The following is a 20587-nucleotide window of genomic DNA, read 5'->3' as shown; positions in this document are numbered from 1 at the left end:
AATTTTTTTCCTTGCGCGGCCAGACCGCGACAACTCGCATCCGCACAGAAGGATACTATCATGGAGAAAACGAAATTTATCTGGTTTGACGGCAAGATGGTCCCGTGGGAACAGGCCCAGGTGCATGTGCTGACCCACGCGCTGCATTACGGCAGCGCCGTCTTTGAAGGTATCCGCGCCTATGCCTGTGCGGACGGTTCCTCCTCGGTCTTCCGTCTGGCCGAGCACAGCACCCGTCTTGTCAACTCCGCCAAGATCCTTCGTCTGGAACTGCCCTATACGGCCAAGCAGATCTCCGAAGGCGTGGTCGAGACCCTCAAGGCCAACAAGCTGCGCGAGGGCTACATCCGCCCCCTCTCCTTCGTGGGCGAAGGGGACATGGGCGTCTATCCCGGCAGCAATCCCGTGCACACCATCATCGCCGTCTGGTCCTGGGGCGCCTACCTCGGTCCCGAAGCGCTGGAAATGGGCATCCGCGCCAAGACGAGCTCCTTCGCCCGCATGCACGTCAACACCCTTATGAGCAAGGCCAAGGCCGCGGGCAACTATGTGAACTCCATCCTGGCCAAGGTGGAAGCCAAGGAAGAAGGCTATGACGAAGCCGTCATGCTGGACACCAACGGCTTTGTCTCCGAAGCCAGCGGGGAAAACATCTTCATCGTGCGTGACGGCATCATCAAGACGACCCCGTGGACGTCCATCCTCGGCGGCATCACCCGCGACGCCGTAATGACGCTGGCCCGCGATCTCGGCTACCGCGTGGAAGAGCAGCAGTTCACCCGCGACGAGCTCTACATCGCCGACGAGGCCTTCTTCACCGGCACGGCCGCCGAACTGACCCCCATCCGCGAGGTGGACCACCGCACCATCGGCGCGGGCAAGGCCGGCCCGGTGACCAAGCATCTGCAGAAGGAATTCTTTGCCATCGTCAAGGGCGAGAACCCCAAGTACTCCGGCTGGAGCACCCGCTACACCATCTAGATCCTGTTCGTCCGGGCGCGTCCCGCGGGACGCGCCCTCTCCCTGCCGCATGAAGCACCTCTCTCTCGCCGCACGCTACCGCCCCCAGACCTTCGCCGAGGTCGCCGGACAGGATACGGTCAAGGCCGTTCTGTCCCGCGCCGCCGCCGAGGACAAGGTGGCGGCCGCCTATCTGCTCAGCGGCACCCGCGGCGTGGGCAAGACGACCATCGCCCGCATCTTCGCCAAGGCCCTCAACTGCGAGCACGCCCCCGGCCCCGAGCCCTGCAACCAGTGCCCCCAGTGCCGCAAGATCACCCAGGGCAGCCATGTGGACGTGGCCGAGATCGACGGCGCGTCCAACAACAGCGTGGACGACGCCCGCGCCCTGCGCGAGACCATCGGCTATGCCCCTATGGAAGGCCGCTACAAGGTCTTCATCATCGATGAGGCCCACATGCTCTCGCGCAACGCCTTCAATGCGCTGCTCAAGACGCTGGAGGAGCCGCCGAGCCGGGTGGTCTTCATTTTCGCGACGACGGAAGTCCACAAATTCCCCATAACCATCGTCAGCCGCTGCCAGCACTTCGTCTTCCGGCACCTGAGCGAAGATGCGCTGCATGCCCATCTGTGCGCCGTGCTGGACAAGGAAGGCCTTGCCTACGAGGAGGCCGCCGTGCGTCTCATCGCCCGCCGGGCGGCGGGCAGCGTGCGCGACAGCATGTCCCTGCTCGATCAGACGCTGGCCCTTGGCGGCGACAAACTCACGGCCGACATGGCCCGCGACGTGCTGGGCCTGGCCGGGCAGGAGCTCTTCGTCCGCCTGTTCGAGGGGCTCGCCGGCCGGGACTGCGTGACCGTGGCCGAGCTCTCCCGCCGCATCGCCGCCCAGGGCGTGGACATCGGCTTCTTTGTGCGGGAGCTGTCCGGCCATCTGCGCACGCTCTTCCTGCTGCGGCAGGCGGGAGCGGCCATGCTGCCCCATCTGGGGCTCAGCCGGGACGAGGCCGCCTGCTGGCAGGCGCTCGCCCCCCGCTTCACGCCAACCCATCTCCACGCCGCCTGGCAAATGACGCTGGACGCCCAGCGCGGCATCGTGCAGAATCCCGAACCGGCCGCGGCGCTGGAACTGCTGCTGCTCAATCTGGCCCTGCTGCCCCAGCTGCTGCCGCTCGACCATCTGCCGGGGACGTCTGCGGCCCCGTCCGCCACGGATGCCGCCATGAATGCCGCCGCGGGCATGCCGCCCCTTCCCGTCGCGGCCACGCCGGCGGCACAGGCCGCGGCGGCCGTGCATGCCGACGACAGCGCCCCCGCCCGCCGCACGGGCATGAACGCGGCCCGGGCCGCCCGGACGGAGCACGCCGCCCCCGCTGCCGATGAGGACACGGAAAGCGATGACCCCGCCCCTGCCCCGTCTTCGGTCGGGTCGGGAACAGCGGCCATGCCGGCGGAAGGCTCCGCCCATCCCCCGGCCGACGAGACGCCGCCCGTCCCCGCGACGACGCAGCAGCGGCAGGATGCCCCGCCGCCCTCTCCCGCCGGCACGGGCACGGCGGATGCGCCGACCGCCGCCCCCACGGTCCCGCTCGACTGGGCGGCCTTCTGCGAATACTGCCGTACGGAACAGACCGCGGGCAGGCCGTCCCCGCCGCCTCATCTGCTGCGCCAGATGCGGGCCGACTGGACGCCCGAGCGTCTGCGCCTCTACCCGGACGCGGGGCAGATATTCACCCAGGCGGAAAAACACCGTGCGGAGATCCTGGCGGCCTTGTCCAGCTACGGCGCGGGCAGCCCCGCCCTGGAACTGATCCCGCCCCGCCCGCCCCGCAGCGAGGCCGAACTCATCGAGGAATTTCGTCAGCGGCCGGAGATGCAGGACTGCCTCTCGCTGCTCAACGCAACCATACAACATTGCACCAAAGCATAAGGAGAACCCCATGCGCAACATGAACGACATCCTGCGCCAGGCGCAGGTCATGCAGCACAAACTTGCCAAACTCCAGCAGGAGGCGGCCGAGCGCAGCTATGAAGCCAGCAGCGGCGGCGGCATGGTCAAGGCCGTCGTCAGCGGCAAGCAGGAACTGCGCAGCATCGCCATCGATCCCAAGGCGCTGGAAGGCGGCGACGTGGAGATGCTCCAGGATCTCATCCTGGCCGCGGTCAACGAAGCCGGACGCATCGCCCGGGAAACGCTGGAACGCGAAATGAGCGCCATCTCCGGCGGCATCAAGCTGCCTGGCGTTTTCTAGCCCATGTCCTCACGCATACCGGAACCGCTGCGGGAACTGGTGGAACAGCTCGCGCGCCTGCCCGGCCTTGGTCCCAAATCCGCCATGCGGGTGGCCATGACGCTGCTCAAGTGGCCGGAAGCCGAGACCCGCCGCCTCGGGCGCAATGTGCATGACCTGCGCGACAAGCTGCACCTCTGCTCCCGCTGCGGCGGACTCTCCGCCACAGATCCCTGTGCCGTCTGCGACGATGCCACCCGCCAGCGGGACACGCTCTGCCTCGTGACCGAATGGGACAGCATGCTGACGCTTGACGAAGGCGGCTTCTACCACGGGCAGTACATGATCCTCGGCGGCCTGCTGGCCCCGCTGGAAAAGGTGGACTCGGAAAGCCTCGATCTCGAGCGGCTCGTCCGCCGTCTGGAAGAAGGGGAGATCACCGAGCTCATCCTGGCGCTGGGGGCGACGCTGGAAGCCGAGAACACGGCCTCCTTCATCAAGTCGCTGGTGCGGCAGCGCTTTCCCGGCGTCAAAGTGTCCCGCCTGGCCCAGGGCATACCGCTGGGGGCGGAAGTCAAGTACATGGACAGGGAAACGCTCCGGCAATCCCTGCAATATCGCCAGGATCTCTGACCCGCCCGTCCGCCGGAGGAAGCGCCGAGATTTCCTCCGGCGGGCTGGCCCGCGCCCGACCGCACGCCGGCTGCCCCTGCCGGGGCTCTTCGCCACGAGGGGTGGACAACAGGCTGGCGTCCCGGTTTTCCGGCGGCTCAGCGAGCGTCCCCCGTACCGGTTTCGTTTGTATGCCGTTATTCATAATAAGAAGCGTTTTTTGTTTACAAAAAAGATCACATGGTTGCCGTTCCGCTCTAAATAGCCCGCGTTTTCTGCCGATAAAACTTATCGACCTTTTTCACCTCTGGCTTTCGGAGGCGTAGCATGCAAGCCCTGAGTATCAAGCTGATCGTCCTGCTTTTTGTTGCCCTTGCCCTGACGGCGGGCATATCGCTGGCCGTTGCCGCCCCCCTGGCGGGCATCGCCACGGCCCTTGTCCTGTTCCTTGCAGGCTGCTTCCTCATCCACAGGATGCTGGCCCCGCTTGCCGCGGCCCATGCGCTTCTCCGTCAGGCTGCCGAAGCTCCCGGGGAGGTGGATGTGACCCCCCGTACGGAAGACCCGCTGATCGCCGACATACGCGATTACATCAGGGTCCGCGAAGACCGGGCCTTCTGGTACGAAAGCATCCTCAACACCGTCCCCTACGGCATTTCCGTCACGGATACGGACATGCGCTGGACCTTCTGCAACACGGCCGCCCTGCGCTCCATGCAGAAAACGGACATGCGGCAGGTGCTGGGGCAGCATTGTTCCGCCAAGAACGGCTCCACCTGCAATACGCCCAATTGCGGCATCGAACGCCTGCGCCAGGGCGAACATGAGCTGCTCAATGTTCTGAGCAACGGCCATGCCATGCGCGTTCGTCTTGAATTCCTCAAGGACCGCGCCGGAAAGACCATCGGCCATGTGGAGCTGAGCCAGGACGTGACCGAAGAGCTGCGCCTCAAGCGTGAGGCGGGCATCTCCTCCCGCAAGGCGCGCATGGATACCGTCGAGCAGCTCAAGGATGTGGTGGAAAAGCTTAACGCCATGACGGATTCGCTTTCCGAAGAGGTCGGCAAGGTGCGCCAGGATGCGGAGCACGCCTCCGCGCGTCTGGCGGAAACGTCCGCCGCCATGGAAGAAATGAATTCCACCGTACTGGAAGTGGCCAAGAACGCCGAAGACGCGGCCCAGGCCTCGGATTCCGTGCAGAAGCAGGCCAACACCGGCATGGACATTATGAGCAATACCGTCAGCGGCATGAAGAACGTGCAGCAGCGCTCCATGAGCATCAAGGAAGATATGGAGCACCTGGACGAACAGGCCCGGGCCATCGGCGCCGTGCTGACCATCATCCGCGACATCGCCGATCAGACGAACCTGCTGGCGCTCAATGCCGCCATCGAAGCCGCCCGTGCCGGGGAAGCCGGGCGCGGCTTCGCCGTGGTGGCCGATGAAGTGCGCAAGCTGGCGGAAAAGACCATGAGCGCCACCAAGGAAGTGGAAGACTCCATCAGCGCCGTCCAGGCCGGGACCCGCCGCAACACCGACACCGTGGAAGCCGCGGTGGGCGATATCGAAAAGGTGGCGGAGATGGCCCAGTCCTCCGGCCAGGCCCTGGAACAGATCCAGTCGCTGGCGGGAGACTCCAGCCGGCAGGTACAGGCCATTGCCGCGGCGGCCACCCAGCAGTCCGCCGCCTCGGAAGAGATCGCCCGCGCCATCTCCGAAGTCAACGTCCTTGGCGGGACCATCTCGCAAAGCATGGTGACGGCCAGCGGCACGGTGAACATGCTGGCCGAACAGGCCCACGCCATCCAGAGAGTGCTGGAGGGCATCCGTGCCCAGGTGGGCAAGGAAGCCGAGGAAGCCGCCTCCGAGATCACCAGCCTGCGTCGCTGACGCCGCATCCGGCCCTTTTCGCCGTAAAACCGCCCTTCGGGGCGGTTTTTCATTGCGCGGCGGACAACGCCCGGAACCGGCCCAAGGATGCCGACGGGGCCAGGATCGCCCCGCGACGCCTCCCCCGGGCCGAAATACATGGCATGCCGCCCGACAACGCCGTCGTGCGCCGCCCCTCCCGTACGCAGCAGGCAAAAGGGGCGGACCGCTGACCCGCGAAGGCGGGCAGAGCGTATCCCCGCTCCATCCCGGCCCGGCATGTACGGGGAGGATCCGCCAGCCGGCCGCCTCCGCATGCGCTGCGGACCTGACGGGAAAAAACACGGCGGCCCCGGTTGCCCGGATGCCGCCGTAACAGATGCTGCTGGCGGGCGTTCGACGCCCGTCCCGCCTGCTCAGGGATGATCCTTGAACTTGTTGGCCAGCGCCTCGCTGCCGTTGTGGCAGGGGGTGCAGTCCATAACGCCCTTGGCCCAGTTGGCCTCGTTGCCCTTGGTCTGGTGACAGGCCCCGCAGGTTTCCACGGCTTCCTGCTTGGCAAGAGCGCCCTTGAAATTCTTGCCCTGATCGATCTTGGCATTGAAGATCTCGGCGGCCTTGCCGGCCACGTCGGCCGTGAGACGCCCGCAACGCTCGTTGCGCTTCTTGCTGGTGGCCTCGATCTTGTTGGCATAACACCACTTGGACACGGAGATGTGGCAGAGCACGGACTGTGACGCGCTTTGCGGCAGCTCGCCCTTCACTCCCTTGGCCGCGTCGCCGGGCTGGTAGATGGGCAGCTTGGTGGTCTCATACCAGCGGTAGAGCTCATTCACCATGGGCGTGCGCTCGTCACGTCCCCAGAACAGGGCAAAGGCCGCCGCGGCGCCATAGAGCGCGCCGCAGATGGTGCCCCAGTCGGAAATGCCGCCCTTGTTGGCTTCCAGCATGGAGAAGGGGAACTGGCTGTACGGCGCGCCGTATTTTTCGGCCAGCAGGCCCACGATGCTGTAAAAGGAGCCGTAACCACAGGCATAGCCCTTGTACCAGTAACCTTCATAGGCCACGGCGGAACATTCCCTGGGGTCCAGCTTGTGCGGCGTCCAGCTGAAATCGCCGCCGGTCTGCGCGAAGCGCTTCATCTTTTCCGACGCCGCCACGGCCGTTGCCGCCATGCCCGAAAGCGCCGTTCCGGCCGCCAGGCCGCCAAGCCCCATCATAAGTTGCCTTCTGCTGAAATCCATAGCTCCTCCCTTGGATAAAAACAGGTACGCAACATCCCCGCACGCCGCGGAGTTTTTGTTCAATATTTCACTACGCCCATCCTCCGGCAAGGTCAACGGACGAACGGAATTTTCAAAAAAAATTTTCCTCCTCCCTCTGGACGATTGCCGGGAAGGACTTACCTTTGCCTCACGCCCGGATGAGGCCTCGCCCCCGGTCATGCTACGAGTTTTTTCCGCTGGGAGGATTCAGATATGTCCAAGATTATCGGTATCGACCTTGGGACCACCAATTCCTGCGTCTACGTCATGGAAGGCAAGGACCCCAAGTGCATCACCAATCCTGAAGGCGGTCGCACCACGCCTTCCGTCGTCGCCTTTACCGACAAGGAACGGCTGGTGGGCGAGATCGCCAAGCGTCAGTCCGTCACCAACCCCAAACGGACCATCTTCGCCATCAAGCGCCTCATGGGCCGCAAGTACGCCTCGCCGGAAGTGGAACGCTGGAAGGAACATTCCCCCTACACCATCACCAAGGCCGCCAATGACGACGCCGGCGTGGAAGTGGACGGCCGCACCTACACGGCCCCTGAGATCTCGGCCATGATCCTGGCCAAGCTCAAGGCCGACGCGGAAGCCTACCTCGGCGAAAAGGTGAGCGAAGCCGTCATCACGGTGCCGGCCTACTTCAACGATGCCCAGCGTCAGGCCACCAAGGACGCCGGCCGCATCGCCGGACTGGAAGTGAAGCGCATCATCAACGAACCCACGGCCGCCTCCCTTGCCTACGGCTTCGACAAGAAAGCCAATGAAAAGATTGCTGTGTTCGACCTTGGCGGCGGCACCTTCGATATTTCCATCCTGGAAGTGGGCGACAACGTGGTGGAAGTGCGCGCCACCAACGGCGATACCTTCCTCGGCGGCGAAGACTTCGACCAGCGCATCATCAATTTCCTGGTGGAAGAATTCAAGAAGGAGAACGGCATCGACCTCTCCAAGGACAGCATGGCCCTGCAGCGCCTGAAGGAATCCGCCGAAAAGGCCAAGAAGGAACTGTCCACCTCCATGGAAGCGGAAGTGAACCTGCCCTTCATCACTGCCGACCAGAACGGCCCCAAGCATCTGCTGATCAAGCTTTCCCGCGCCAAGCTGGAATCCATGGTCTCCGACCTTGTGGACCGCACCATCGAGCCCTGCAAGAAGGCCCTGGCCGACGCCGGCCTGTCCGCCAGCCAGGTCGATGAGGTCATCCTCGTGGGCGGCATGACCCGTATGCCGCTGGTGCAGAAGGTGGTAGGCGAATTCTTCGGCAAGGATCCCAACCGCTCCGTGAACCCGGACGAAGTGGTGGCTATGGGCGCTGCCATCCAGGGCGGCATCCTGACCGGCGACGTGAAGGACGTGCTGCTGCTCGACGTGACCCCGCTCTCCCTTGGCATCGAGACCATGGGCGGCGTGTTCACCAAGCTCATCGACCGCAACACGACCATCCCGACCCGCAAGAGCAACGTGTTCACCACGGCCGCCGACAACCAGCCTTCGGTGTCCATCCACGTGCTCCAGGGCGAACGGCCCATGGCCGCCGACAATATGACCCTGGCCCGTTTCGACCTGACCGGCATCCCGCCGGCGCCGCGTGGCGTGCCGCAGATCGAAGTCAGCTTCGACATCGACGCCAACGGCATCGTCAACGTGTCGGCCAAGGATATGGGCACTGGCAAGGAACAGTCCATCAAGATCCAGTCCTCCTCCGGCCTCTCGGAAGAAGACATCCAGCGCCTCGTGCGTGAAGCGGAAGCCCACGCCAGCGAGGACAAGAAGAAGCAGGAGGTCATCGAAGCCCGCAACCATGCCGACAGCCTCATCTACGGCACGGAAAAGAGCCTCAACGACCTCGGCGACAAGGCTGATGCCTCCCTCAAGGCCGATCTGGAAGGCAAGATCGCCAGCCTGCGCAAGCTCATGGAAGGCGACGACGCCGCGGCCATCAAGGCGGCCACGGAAGAACTGGCCAAGGCCTCTCACAAGCTGGCCGAACAGCTCTACCAGCAGCAGGGCGGCGCGCAGCCCGGCGGCGACGGCGGCTGCGCCGGCGGCTCCTGCGGCGGTAATGCCGGCGGTTCGGCCAACGGCGGCGACGATGTCGTGGATGCCGACTACACGGAAGTGAAGAAATAATCCTCCCGACGCACGAGCGTCAGCGTCTGTGCCAAAGGCGGGCTTCGGCCCGCCTTTTTGGGTTCCCGCGCTTTCCGCACATGCCTCCAGCTTTTCTCTCCCCTCCCGCGCCGCCCGCCCGCGCGGCAAGGCTTGCCTCATGCCGCGGCCTGTATTATTCTGGGCGGGAACAGCTATCCCTCGGGAGGGAACATGAAAAAACTGCTGCTTTTCTCGCTGCTCGCGTCGGTGTTTCTGCTGACCGGAGCCTGCGTCAACGGCTCTTACCATGACGACTATGATTCGCGGCACCGCCCGCCGCCCGGGCACCGTCCGCCGCCGGACAACAGGCCCGCATTCCGGCCGGATCACAAACCCGGCCCGCCGCCGGCGGCACGTCCTGATTCGCGTCCCGACAGGCCGGTCCATCGGCCATAGCGCATCTGGCTGACACAAACAGGGCGGCATCCTCCACGGATTCCGCCCCTCTTGGCCTCATGCGGGCATGCCCGCTGGGCGACATGCTTCGTTCCTTTTTCTAACGCCGGGAAACTACCCATGACTTTGCCGCGTCCTCTTTTTTCCGCCGGACTTCTCATCCTCCTCTGCCTTGCCCTGAGCGGCTGCAAATTTCCCTCCATGAGCGGCAGGGAAGAACCCAAACCCGCCGTCAAGCAGGGCCCCTGCATCGTCCTGGCCCTGCCGTCGAGCGGCCCCTATGCGGGCATAGCCAACAAGATCCGCCGCGGCGCGACCGTTGCGGTGCAGGAGATGAAGACCAACGGCATCGATGCCCGCCTGGAGCAGCTCAATACCAGCGCCGCCGACTGGCTGGTCAAGCTGGATGCTTTGCCCGAAAGCTGCGCCGTGGTGGGCGGCCCCCTGCAAGCCCCCGTCTATGCCAACGCCAGACAGGCGGGCGCGCTGCAAAAACGGGCCTTCTTCACCTTCATGCCCTCGCTGGATGACGGGGAGGAAGGCGTCCAGGCCTGGCGATTCTTCCCCAGCCCTCAGGACCAGATCGATGCCCTGCTGACCTTTGCCATCGACGGCATGGGCATCTCCACCTTCGGGGCCTTCCATCCCAGCGACGCCTTCGCCCTGCGCATGACCGGCCTCATGGAGCGGACGCTCGCCAAGCGCGGCCTCAGCCTCCAGAAGGCCTCCTACGATGCCGGCAATCCCAATTCCTGGGTCAACGCCGTCACGCCGCTCATCAATCCGACTCAGGAGCAGACGGGCAGCAACGCCACCCCCATTCCGCAAACCGCCTTCGAAGCCCTTTTCCTGCCGGATTCCTGGCGCAATATGCCCATGCTGACCACCGCCCTCGCCTATAATGGCGAGGACAGGCTCGTCCTCATGGGGACCACCCTCTGGGAACAGGGCCTCTCCGGCAAGAGCATCGTCGATACGGAACGTTTCGCCCTTGCCGTCTTCCCCGGCGCCTGGAACCAGGCTCGCGCCCCCAAGGCCCTGCAAGGGGCCGGGCATGATTTCTGGACCGCGCTGGGCTATGACTTCGCCCGCTTTTCCGTTCAGCTCGGCTTTGCCAAGCGCCCCCCAAGCCCGGACGTCACCGCCGCCTGCGCCCGGCTGCGCATGGTCTGGGGCATGGCCCCCATCAAATGGGACGGCAACGGCATAGCCCATCAGCAGCTCTATCTTTTCCAGCCCGCCGCCAACGGCATGAAGCCGCTTTCGCTGGATGACTACAAGGCCACCCGGCAGGCTGTCCTTGAACGCGCCGCCCTGCGCATGCAGGGACTGCCCGGCGTGGACGCCCAGGGCAATCCCCTTGCGCCCGGTGTTCAGCCCGGCGCGCAGGCCGGTCAGCCTGTCCAGGTGGACGCCAGCGGCCAGTCCATCATCCAGCCGGCACAGCAGCCCATCGGCACCACGCCGCGGCCCTCCTACAAATTACGGCTGCCCGGATCGGCCAGGTAACATCAGTCCCCTCCATCGGACGCGGCCCCGCCGCGTCCGACCGTTTCAAGCCCAAAGGAAACCACATGTCCGAAAAAACCATCTCGCAGGCTGACGTGGCCCACATGGCCACGCTGTCGCGCCTGTATGTCTCCCCCGATGAGCAGGCCCTTTTCGCCCGTCAGTTCGGCGATATCCTGGCCTACATGGATGTGCTCGCCGAAGTGGACACCACCGGCGTCGAGCCGCTGTACAGCCCTGTGCAGCATGAGGGCATCCCCCGCGAAGACGAGGCCCGGCACGTCCGCAGCCGGGAGGCCGTCCTGGCCAACGCCCCGCATGGCGACGGGGAATACTTTGTGGTGCCGCGCATCGTCTAACGGAGAAGCCCCATGACCGATTTCTGCTCCCTCAGCCTGGGCGACGCCCTGGACGCCCTGCATACCCGCCGCATGACCGCCGAGCAGGCTACCCAGGCCTGCCTTGACCGCATCGCCGCCACGGAACCCGTGGTGGACGCCCTGCTCCATGTCGATGCCGAAAACGCCCTGGCCAGCGCCCGCGCCCTGGACGCTCAGGGGCCGGATACGTCCAAGCCCCTCTGGGGCATCCCCGTCACCGTCAAGGACGCCCTTTCCACCAAGGGCATGCCCACCACCGCCGGTTCCCGCATCCTCGAGGGCTTCATGCCCATCTACGACGCCTTTGTGGTGGAACGCCTCAAGCAGGCCGGGGCCGTCATCCTCGGCAAGAACAACCTGGATGAATTCGCTATGGGCTCCGGCACGGAAAACTCGGCCTGCAAGCCCAGCCGCAATCCCTGGGATCCCCAGTGCGTGCCCGGCGGCTCCAGCGGCGGCTCCGCCGCTTCCGTGGCCGCCGGCCAGTGCTTTGCCTCCCTCGGCTCGGATACCGGCGGTTCCATCCGCCAGCCCGCCGCCCTCTGCGGCTGCGTGGGCCTCAAGCCCACCTACGGCCGCGTCTCCCGCTACGGTCTCATCGCCTACGGATCCTCTCTGGATCAGGTCGGCCCCCTGGCCCGCAGCGTGGAGGACTGCGCCCGCGTCCTCTCCGTCATCGCCGGCTACGATGAACGCGACACCACCTGCGCCCCCGCGCCTCTCGACGACTATCTGGATGCCGCCCGCACCGGACGGCGCGCCGCCAGCCTCGACGGCGTGCGCCTCGGCCTGCCCCGCGAATTCTACGGCGACGGCCTTGCCCCCGAAGTCCGCACGGCCTGCAACAAGGCCATTGAGGCCGCCCGCGCCGCCGGGGCCGACATCGTGGACGTGAGTCTGCCCCATACCCACGCGGCCATCGCCACTTACTACATCATCGCCATGGCCGAGGCCTCGTCCAACCTCGCCCGCTTCGACGGCGTGCGCTACGGTCGCCGTGCCGAAAACGTGGAGAACCTGGAAGAACTCTACTTCCGCTCCCGCAGCGAAGGCTTCGGGCAGGAAGTCAAACGCCGTATCATGCTGGGCACCTATGTGCTCTCCTCCGGCTACTATGACGCCTACTACCGCAAGGCCGCGCAGGTCCGCCGCCTCATCCGCGACGAATACCACGCCGCCCTCGGCCAGTGCGACGCCCTCTTCTGCCCCGTCTCCCCGGTGACCGCCTGGAAGATCGGACACAAGAACGACGACCCGCTGCAAATGTATCTCATGGACGCCTATACCCTGTCCCTCAACCTCGCCGGCCTGCCGGGCCTCTCCCTGCCCGTGGGTCTCGGCGCGGACTCCGGTCTGCCCGTCGGCATGCAGCTTATGGGCCTGCCCTTCTCCGAAGCCGCCCTGCTTCGCATCGGCGCCGCCCTCGAAGCCGTGCTCCCCGCCATAGGCAGCCCCGCCGGATTGTAGGCGCAGGCGATCCATCGTTTATAAGGAATTTTTCAATTACAAGCGGATAGACCGCCATTTTGGTACGGCAAGTGCGGGCGGTGGCCTTCATAGACCACCGCCCGCGCAAGAAGTTCGGTTACAGGACAACTGTGGAAAAAATGGGGGAAGACGGGGTTTTCTTTGTGTCAACTTTCGTTTGACAATCTGTCTCAAAAGGGGCCCCTCTCCCCCTCGCCCAACATCCCCTCCCCCCAAGCAAAAGAGGAGCCCGAATGAGCCTTTGGCGCAAGATCCGGGAGCGGGGGCTGACGCCCGCCAATATCATCAGTTACGCGAGCCTGCGGATCATGCAGGATGGCGGCCGGTTGCTGGGGACGCTGCGGCTGCGCTGCAAGGCGCGTTGTCTCGGGGTCCGCACGGGGGCGGGCGTGAGCGCGCACGGTCCGGTGGGGCTCATGCGCTGGCCGGGCAGCAGCATCGAGATCGGCGCGGGGTGCAGCTTCATTTCCTCGTGGCGGCGGGCCACGGCGGCTACGGTGCTGGCGCCGTGCCGTCTGCGGACGTTCGGGCCCGGCGCGCGGATCGTGCTGGGGGAGGGCTGCCAGCTCACCGGCGCGGCGCTGACGGCGCGGTCCACCTGCATCAGGCTGGGGCGGCAGGTCATGCTTGCGCCCAACTGCATCGTGGTGGATTCGGATTTCCATGCGCCGTGGCCGCCGGAGCGGCGTTGCGTCGATCCGGGGCTGGAACATGACGCGCCGGTGGAGATAGGCGATCACGCCTGGCTGGGCATGGGCTGCATGGTGCTGAAGGGCGTCACCATCGGGCACGGGGCCATCATCGGCGCTGGCAGCGTGGTGACGCGGGACGTGCCGCCCCTGTGCGTGGCGGCGGGCGCGCCCGCGCGGGTGGTGCGCCGTTTGACGCCCTGCGAGGCGGCGGGGCTGTGCGTGCCGCCGGAAGAGGGGTTGAGCGAATCCGTGGATGTGGGGCATGCGGCCAACAGTCTGCGCGGTGACGGCGCGACACCGGAGACGGGCGAAACGGGTGGACCGGCCGGAGGATAGCCCGTGTCCGTGGGCGAGTATATCGAGAAGCTGCTGGCATCGCCGCGCTTTGCCGGCCAGATACGGACGCACCGCCTGTTGCCGGGGCGGGAAGCGCGGTTTGCGGACCCGCGCCTGCCGTGGCCCGCGGCGGTGCGGCGGCTGCTGGAAGCGCGGGGGATGGCGCGGCTGTACGCGCATCAGGCGCTGGCCACGGACTATGTGCGCTCCGGGCGATCGGTGGTGGTGGCCACGCCCACGGCCAGCGGCAAGAGCCTCGTCTATCATCTGCCCGTGCTGGAGCGCTCTCTCCAGGACCCGGAGGCGCGGGCCCTGTATCTTTTTCCGCTCAAGGCGCTGGCGCAGGACCAGCTTTCGAGCTTCAACAGCCTGTGCGCTCTCTGGCCGGAGATCAGTCGTCCTCGGGCGGCCCTGTACGACGGAGACACTTCGGAGCACTTCCGGCGCAAGATCCGGCGGGATCCGCCGCAAGTGCTCATCAGCAATCCCGAGATGCTGCATCTGGCCGTTTTGCCGCACCATGAGCAATGGGCGGCCTTTCTGGCGGGGCTTTCCCATGTGGTGGTGGACGAGGCGCACACCTACCGCGGGGTGTTCGGGGCGCACATGGCGCAGGTGTTCCGGCGGCTCAACCGGCTTGCCGGACGCTACGGCGCGCGGCCGACCTATATCTTCTGCACGGCCACGGTGGGCAATCCCGGCGAACTGGCGGCGGCGCTCTGCGGTGCGGACGAGGCGTCCGGCCTGTCCGCGCCGGTGGTGGTGGACGGAACCGGCGCGCCGCAGGGACCGCGCCATGTGGTCTTCATCGATCCTGAACAAAGCCCTTCCACGGCGGCCATCGACCTGCTCAAGGCCGCGCTGGCGCGCGAGCTGCGTACCATCGTCTACTGTCGCTCCCGACGCATGACCGAACTCATCAGCCTTTGGGCGGGAAGCCTGCACGGGGCGTATGCCGGGAAGATCGCGGCGTATCGGGCGGGCTATCTGCCGGAAGAGCGGCGGGACATCGAGGCGCGCATGGCCTCGGGCGAGCTGCTGGCCGTGGTGAGCACCAGCGCGCTGGAGCTGGGCATCGACATCGGCGGGCTGGATGTCTGCATCCTGGTGGGCTATCCGGGTACGGTCATGGCGACGTTGCAGCGCGGCGGGCGCGTGGGGCGGGCTCAACAGGAATCCGCGGTGCTGCTGGTGGCCGGGGAGGACGCGCTGGATCAGTACTTCATGCGTCATCCCGACGATTTTTTCAGCCGGCCGCCGGAAAAGGCGGTGGTCAATCCTGATAACGAGGTGATCCTGGCCCGGCATCTGGAATGCGCGGCGGCGGAGATGCCGGTGCGGGAGGGCGAAGCCTGGCTGCGGCAGCCGGCGGCACGGGAGGCCGTGCGGCAGCTTGAGCGGACGGGCGAGCTCTTGCGCAGCGCTGAGGGGGATCAGTGGCTGGCGGCCCGCAAGCGGCCGCAACGGCTGGTTGACCTGCGCGGTGCGGGGCAGTCCTGCGTCATCGAGGACACGGAGGGGCGGCCCATCGGCACGGTGGACGGCTGGCGCGTCTGGCGGGAGACGCATCCCGGCGCGGTCTATCTGCATCAGGGCAAAAGCTATGTGGTGCAGGAGCTGGACACGGAGCGCGGCCGGGTGCTGGCGCGGCCGGAAAAGGTGGGCTGGTTCACGCGGGTGCGGGGGCGGAAGAGCACGGACATCCTGGAAGAGACGGAACGCCGTCCGCTGGGCCGGGGCATGGTCTGCCGGGGCCGCCTGCGGATCATGGATCAGGTCACGGGCTACGAGAAGCGCAGCACGTCCGGCAACCGCCTGCTGACCATCGTCCCGCTGGACGCGCCGCCGCATGTCTTTGAGACCGAAGGGCTGTGGTACGTCTTTCCCGACAGTACGCGCCTGCGGCTGGAGGAGGCGTTCGTGCATTTCATGGGAGCCATCCATGCGCTGGAACACGCGGCCATCGGCCTGCTGCCCCTGCTGGTCATGGCGGACCGCAACGATTTTGGCGGCATCTCCATCCCGCTCCATCCTCAGACAGGACTGCCGGGCGTGTTCATTTATGACGGTCTGCCCGGGGGCGCCGGCCTGACGCGGCAGGCTTTCCCGCAGGCCGGGGAGCTGCTGCGCCTGAGCCGGGAGGCTATCGCTTCCTGCCCCTGCGAGGACGGCTGTCCCTCCTGCGTGCATTCGCCCAAGTGCGGTTCGGGCAACCGGCCCATCAGCAAGGCCGGGGCCGTGGCGCTGGTGGATGACGTGCTGGCCCCGGGCGGCGAGGCCGAAGGCGAGGCGCTGGTGCGGGAATGGCGCTGTTCTCCCGCGCCGGCGCGCGGGCCGGCAGGCGCGGCCGGGGAGGCCGGTACGGGCGGCATGCGGCCGATGGAGCGCGGAGGCAGCGGACCGGCGGACGGGCAGACGGACCGGCCGGATATGGTGGAGCTTGCGGATGCGGCGGAAAGGGCGACCGGCCCGGACGCTGCGGCGGACCTCTCCGAGGAGGGCGTGCCACCCTTCGTGGTGCTGGACGTGGAGACGCGCCGCAGCGCCGCCGAGGTGGGCGGCTGGCACCGGGCCGGGGACATGGGCGTAAGCGTGGCCGTGCTCTACGACAGCCGGGACGGACGGTTCCATACCTACCGTCAGGAAGAGCTGGCGGCCTGCTTTGAACGTCTGCGGGACGCGCCGCTGGTGGTGGGCTTCAATTCCTTCCGCTTCGATTATGCCGTGCTCCAGCCTTTCGCGGGCTTTTCGCTGAAGGATCTGCCCGGTCTCGATCTGCTGCAATGCCTTCAGGAGCGTCTGCATTACCGGGTGTCGCTCGACAATGTGGCGCAGGCCACTCTTGACGAGGGCAAGAGCGCCGACGGCCTGCAGGCCCTGCGCTGGTGGAAGGAGGGCCGCGTGGAGGAGATCGCCGCCTACTGCCGCAAGGATGTGGACGTTACCCGCCGGGTCTATCTTTTCGGATGGAAAAACGGTTACCTTCTCTTCCGCAACAAGGCCGGGCAGCGCGTGCGCGTGCCGGTGGATCTCCGGCGCTGAGGCGCGGGCGACGCCTGTGAGGACGTGTCGTTCCTGTTTTGCTGTGTGTTTGGGGAAAGGGACCCCCTTGCTCTGCTGTCGATGCCCATAAGGCTTCTGCGTCGCCTCACGGGCACGGCCCTACGGGCCGCCCGTCGGGTCGCTGCCGGCGCGGGAGGGGTTCCCCTTCCCCAATTCAGCTGCATCACGACAGACAGGCCCTACGCCTGCTCCCCGGCCAGGGCGGCGCGGATGCGGCAGACGCCGCAGGTATCGCCGGAGGAGGTGGGGTAGCCGCAGCGGGTGCAGGGGGCGAGGGTATCGCCCTGTTCGGCTTCGCGGCGGGCGAAGACGGGGCGTCCGCGCTGGAGGAAGCCCTGGTAAAAGTCCAGCTTGCGGCCGGGCATGGCGGCTTCGAGGCGCTGCATGATGCCCTTGAGCACGGAGAAGCTGGCGCCGGGGCTGTAGGGGCAGGCGGCGACGTGGTGTTCGATGCCCATGAGGAAGGCGTAATTGGCGGTCTCGAATTCGGTGAGCCGCCAGAGGGGTTTGACCTTGCGGGCAAAGCCGTCCTCGCCGTCGAGGCGCGGACCCTGATCGGAGAGGTAGGCCGTATCCCAGCGCAGGGTGTTACTGAACAGACGCGCCACCTCGTCATCGAGGTTGTGGCCGGTGGCGAGGGCGTCAAAGCCGCCGTCCAGCGCGGCCTTGTTGAAGAAGTGGCGCTTTATCTTGCCGCAGGCCGAGCAGACCGGGCGGTTGAGGCGTTCCTTGACCAGCGGAATGGGCAGGCCTTCGGCGGTCATGTCCTTGACCATGAGCCGCAGGCCGTGCCGCTCGCAGAAGCGTTCCACCACGGCGCGCGCGGCCTGCGAGGAGCCGGGGATGCCGAGGTCGATGTGCAGGCCGGTCACGTCGTAGCCCTGCCGGGAAAGTTCGAGCATGAGGGCCAGCGAATCCTTGCCGCCGGAAAGGGCCACGAGGATGCGTTCCTCCCGGGTGAAGAGCTTCTGGCCTTCGATGCCTCTGGCCACCTGACGGGAAAAGAAATCCAGATAACAGTCGGGGCAGAAGGCGGCATTATGACTGCGCAGGGCAACTACGGCCTGCGCCTTGCAGATCTTGCATTTCATGGGGTCTCGCGCGGACGCTTTTTCGTCCGTGGTTTTGCGGTGCGGGCCCGGACAGGGGCCGAAGCTGCCGCCGGGGGCGGCGTTCCAGAAGCGTCTCCGCTTGCGGGCTCCCGCTCGTCAGGCTGCGGGGGAGCGACGGGAGCTCCGCCGGCGGCCTCCGGTACAGGCGGAGGAAGATCGGGCGCGGCGTCCCTGTGCGGCGCGGGCGGGGCATCCTCCCGCACTGGGGAGCTGTCTGCCGGCGCGGCCGGGGAGGCCTCCTGCGCGGCGGCAAGCGCTTCATGGTCGGCGGCGTCAAGCCAGCCCCAGGCCCCGGCCCACTGGGTGTAGGTCTCGCGGAGATGTTCGGCCAGCGTCGCGCCATCGACGGCGGCGGCCGCCTGTCCGGCCTGTTCCGCAAGGCGGACGCGAGCAGGCGCGTCGAGCAGCGTGAGGCGCATGGCCTCCGCGATCTTTTCCGGCGAGACGGCGGACAGGGGCAGGCAGGGCCGCGCATGGCCCAGGAATTCGCGGTGCAGATGGCTCAGACTGTAGATGACGGGGACCCCGGCCACAAAGCCCGCCCAGAAGGTGGAGGGCACTTCCGCGTCGGCCTGTCCCGGGGCGAGCCATACGTCGCAGCGGCGCAGGGCCTCGGCGAGAGGTTGCGGCCCCAGCAGGCACAGGCGGGACTCCACGCCGAGGGCCCGCGCCTCCTCCCATATCTCGCCGCAGCGGGGGCCGTTACCGTAGAGGCGCACCTCCCACGGGGGCAGGTCGCTCCGCTGCTTGAGCAGCAACATGGCCTGGAGCACGGGGAGCGCGCCGGACTGGGGCAGGAAGCTTTCGGTCATGGCAAAAACGAAGTTCGTTCCCTCGCGCCGGGGCGTCGGCGTCACGCGCAGACGGTCGACGTCCACGCAGGGGAGGAAGCGCTCCAGCCGCTCGCCGGGCAGGCCGGCGGAGGAGGAATCGCCATTGCAGTGCGCGTCGTGCAGGCGTTCGCGCACATGCTCGCTGCCGCAAAGGATTTTTTGGGCGGCCATGACGTCGCGGCCGTGGCGGGAACGAAGGGATGCGGCCGACGGCGGCCGCACCGGAAAGGCATGCACGAGCAGCGTGGCGCGCGCGCCGAACGGACGCCGCCAGGCGGCAAGCCGTGCGCCCCAGCTCACGGACTCCGTGCCCAGCGTCTGGATGAGCAGGTGTCCCTGTCGCCGGAAGCGCCACCAGAGGCGCAGACAGCCCGCCGTCCGCGCCGCCGCGCCCTGCCCCAGCGTGACGCAGGGCAGACCCAGTTCTCCGGCGCGCCCGGCAAGCCAGCTCCCCCGGCGGCAGACGATGAGCGGGGCCCAGCGCCCGGCATCGCGCATGCCGCGCGCCAGAGCGAGCGCCTGTTCCTGCTCCGCCCGCGCCTCACCGGGCAGTTCTCCCGATGGCGGCCCGGCCGGCGAAGAGGGCCCGTCCCCCGCAAGGCTGGCCTCCGGGGACTGGAGGGCCACGAGGAGAACGCGCATCAGAAGGGCGTACCCGTGGCGAGCATGTGCTCGAGCAGGGCGTCCTTGAGCCAGCGCGCCACAGGCCCGGGCCTGCCCGCCTGCTCGCCCTGTCCGATGGGCCTGCCGTCAAAATGCGTCACGGCCACGCAGAGGGTGGCGCTGGTGAAGAGCAGCATCTCGCGGGCCGCGGCGATGTCCTCATGCCGGATGTCGCGCTGGGCCACGGGCAGGCGCTGCGGCGCCACGCGGAAGGCGGCCTGCATGGACGTCCCGGCCAGGATGTGCCGCATGTCCGGCGTGGTGAGCACACCGTCCTTGTCCACAATGCCGATATTGGCGATGGCGGCTTCGCACATGCAGCCGTGCTCGTCAAAGGTCACGGCCACGTCCATGCCCTTTTCGCTGGCTTCGCGGGCCATGAAGACATTGGGCAGATAGTTGGTGCTCTTGATCTTGGCCAGATACTGCTGTTTGGGGGGAATGTCGCTGGTGAAGGCCGTCAGCCCCTTTTCATAGACGTCCGCCTCGGGCAGGCGGGAACGGATGGCCACGATGTAGAGCGTGGACTGTGGACACTCGTCCGGCGAGATGCCGAAGCCGCCGGGCCCGCGCCCCAGCAGCAGGCGGATGTCGCCGTGGGATTCGCCGGAGGCGCGCGCCACGTCCAGGATGCGCTGGCGCAGTTCCTCCCACGGGCAGGGCGGCGCAAGGCGGATGGCCTCCGTCCCGTTCCGCAGGCGGGCAAGGTGGTCGTCAAGGGCGAATATCCTGCCGTCGCGGTAATTGATGCTCTCAAAAAGCCCGTCGCCGCGGTGACACAGGTGGTCGTCCAGCGGCAGCAGCATCAGCCGGGCATCCGTACAGATATGGCCCACGCGGTGATCATAGAAGGCCAGCACCTTGTCCACGCCGGGATGGGGCGCGTCCAGCAGGGCGCGCAAATAAACGTCGTAACCTACAGCTTCCATGATTGCCCCCTTGGAAAGGGCCGCCGTTCCCTCGTGGAAAGCGGCGGCCCGTTGCTGTTCGATGGCGGTCCCGACGCCCCTGCCGCGGGCGT

General features: G+C 66.8%; 16 protein-coding genes. 12 read left to right on the top strand and 4 right to left on the bottom strand.

Annotated elements, in window-relative coordinates:
- Positions 1 to 57 precede the first annotated feature (57 nt).
- The 5 genes from Q0J54_RS01155 (at position 58) to Q0J54_RS01135 (ending at position 5693) form a co-directional block, all read left to right on the top strand.
- On the top strand, positions 58 to 981 hold the full coding sequence (locus Q0J54_RS01155; RefSeq protein ID WP_296303463.1) for a branched-chain amino acid transaminase: 924 nt from the start codon (positions 58 to 60) through the stop codon (positions 979 to 981).
- A 49-nt stretch (positions 982 to 1030) separates the two neighbouring features.
- Complete coding sequence (gene dnaX, locus Q0J54_RS01150; protein ID WP_296303453.1) at positions 1031 to 2890, top strand: DNA polymerase III subunit gamma/tau; 1860 nt, start codon at positions 1031 to 1033, stop codon at positions 2888 to 2890.
- 10 nt (positions 2891 to 2900) lie between these two features.
- Positions 2901 to 3212, top strand: a complete 312-nt coding sequence (locus tag Q0J54_RS01145) for a YbaB/EbfC family nucleoid-associated protein (protein WP_296303452.1) — start codon at positions 2901 to 2903, stop codon at positions 3210 to 3212.
- Positions 3213 to 3215: 3 nt separating this feature from the next.
- Positions 3216 to 3824, top strand: coding sequence for a recombination mediator RecR (gene recR / locus Q0J54_RS01140; RefSeq protein ID WP_296303451.1), 609 nt, complete (start codon positions 3216 to 3218; stop codon positions 3822 to 3824).
- Between the two features lie 306 nt (positions 3825 to 4130).
- Positions 4131 to 5693: a methyl-accepting chemotaxis protein gene (locus Q0J54_RS01135; RefSeq protein WP_296303449.1), complete on the top strand. Its 1563-nt coding sequence runs from the start codon at positions 4131 to 4133 to the stop codon at positions 5691 to 5693.
- Between the two features lie 395 nt (positions 5694 to 6088).
- Here Q0J54_RS01135 and Q0J54_RS01130 read toward each other — a convergent pair whose 3' ends face one another.
- Positions 6089 to 6916 (bottom strand): C-GCAxxG-C-C family protein, encoded by an 828-nt coding sequence (locus Q0J54_RS01130; RefSeq protein ID WP_296303448.1) that lies wholly within the window; start codon positions 6914 to 6916, stop codon positions 6089 to 6091.
- A 234-nt stretch (positions 6917 to 7150) separates the two neighbouring features.
- Between Q0J54_RS01130 and dnaK the strand changes: the two genes are divergently transcribed.
- The 7 genes from dnaK (at position 7151) to Q0J54_RS01095 (ending at position 16937) form a co-directional block, all read left to right on the top strand.
- Positions 7151 to 9073 carry a molecular chaperone DnaK gene (gene dnaK / locus Q0J54_RS01125; protein ID WP_296303447.1) on the top strand — a complete coding sequence of 641 codons (1923 nt, stop codon included), beginning with the start codon at positions 7151 to 7153 and terminating at the stop codon, positions 9071 to 9073.
- A 192-nt stretch (positions 9074 to 9265) separates the two neighbouring features.
- A complete protein-coding gene (locus Q0J54_RS01120; protein WP_296303446.1) occupies positions 9266 to 9490 on the top strand; it encodes a hypothetical protein in 225 nt (74 codons plus the stop codon).
- A gap of 120 nt (positions 9491 to 9610) precedes the next feature.
- Positions 9611 to 10999 carry a hypothetical protein gene (locus tag Q0J54_RS01115; RefSeq protein ID WP_296303445.1) on the top strand — a complete coding sequence of 463 codons (1389 nt, stop codon included), beginning with the start codon at positions 9611 to 9613 and terminating at the stop codon, positions 10997 to 10999.
- A gap of 65 nt (positions 11000 to 11064) precedes the next feature.
- Positions 11065 to 11358, top strand: a complete 294-nt coding sequence (gene gatC / locus Q0J54_RS01110; RefSeq protein WP_296303444.1) for an Asp-tRNA(Asn)/Glu-tRNA(Gln) amidotransferase subunit GatC — start codon at positions 11065 to 11067, stop codon at positions 11356 to 11358.
- 12 nt (positions 11359 to 11370) lie between these two features.
- On the top strand, positions 11371 to 12846 hold the full coding sequence (gene gatA / locus Q0J54_RS01105) for an Asp-tRNA(Asn)/Glu-tRNA(Gln) amidotransferase subunit GatA (RefSeq protein ID WP_296303443.1): 1476 nt from the start codon (positions 11371 to 11373) through the stop codon (positions 12844 to 12846).
- Positions 12847 to 13100: 254 nt separating this feature from the next.
- Positions 13101 to 13895 carry an acyltransferase gene (locus Q0J54_RS01100; protein WP_296303442.1) on the top strand — a complete coding sequence of 265 codons (795 nt, stop codon included), beginning with the start codon at positions 13101 to 13103 and terminating at the stop codon, positions 13893 to 13895.
- Between the two features lie 3 nt (positions 13896 to 13898).
- Positions 13899 to 16937: a DEAD/DEAH box helicase gene (locus Q0J54_RS01095; protein WP_296303441.1), complete on the top strand. Its 3039-nt coding sequence runs from the start codon at positions 13899 to 13901 to the stop codon at positions 16935 to 16937.
- Between the two features lie 200 nt (positions 16938 to 17137).
- On the opposite strand, the gene Q0J54_RS01090 is transcribed toward Q0J54_RS01095, so the two are convergent.
- The 3 genes from Q0J54_RS01090 to Q0J54_RS01080 are packed head-to-tail and all read right to left on the bottom strand — an operon-like array spanning position 17138 to position 20495.
- Complete coding sequence (locus Q0J54_RS01090) at positions 17138 to 18049, bottom strand: ATP-binding protein (protein WP_296303440.1); 912 nt, start codon at positions 18047 to 18049, stop codon at positions 17138 to 17140.
- Positions 18046 to 19545, bottom strand: coding sequence for a glycosyltransferase (locus tag Q0J54_RS01085; protein ID WP_296303439.1), 1500 nt, complete (start codon positions 19543 to 19545; stop codon positions 18046 to 18048). Before Q0J54_RS01085 ends, Q0J54_RS01090 begins: the two co-directional genes overlap by 4 nt.
- Positions 19545 to 20495: an aminotransferase class IV gene (locus Q0J54_RS01080; RefSeq protein WP_296303438.1), complete on the bottom strand. Its 951-nt coding sequence runs from the start codon at positions 20493 to 20495 to the stop codon at positions 19545 to 19547. The genes Q0J54_RS01085 and Q0J54_RS01080 overlap by 1 nt, the downstream gene beginning before the upstream one ends.
- Between the last annotated feature and the right edge of the window lie 92 nt (positions 20496 to 20587).

The organism is uncultured Desulfovibrio sp., assembly GCF_944324935.1.
Lineage (GTDB): Bacteria > Desulfobacterota > Desulfovibrionia > Desulfovibrionales > Desulfovibrionaceae > Desulfovibrio.
Note: the sequence above shows the minus strand (reverse complement) of the source record. Positions and strands in the feature narration are given on the sequence as shown.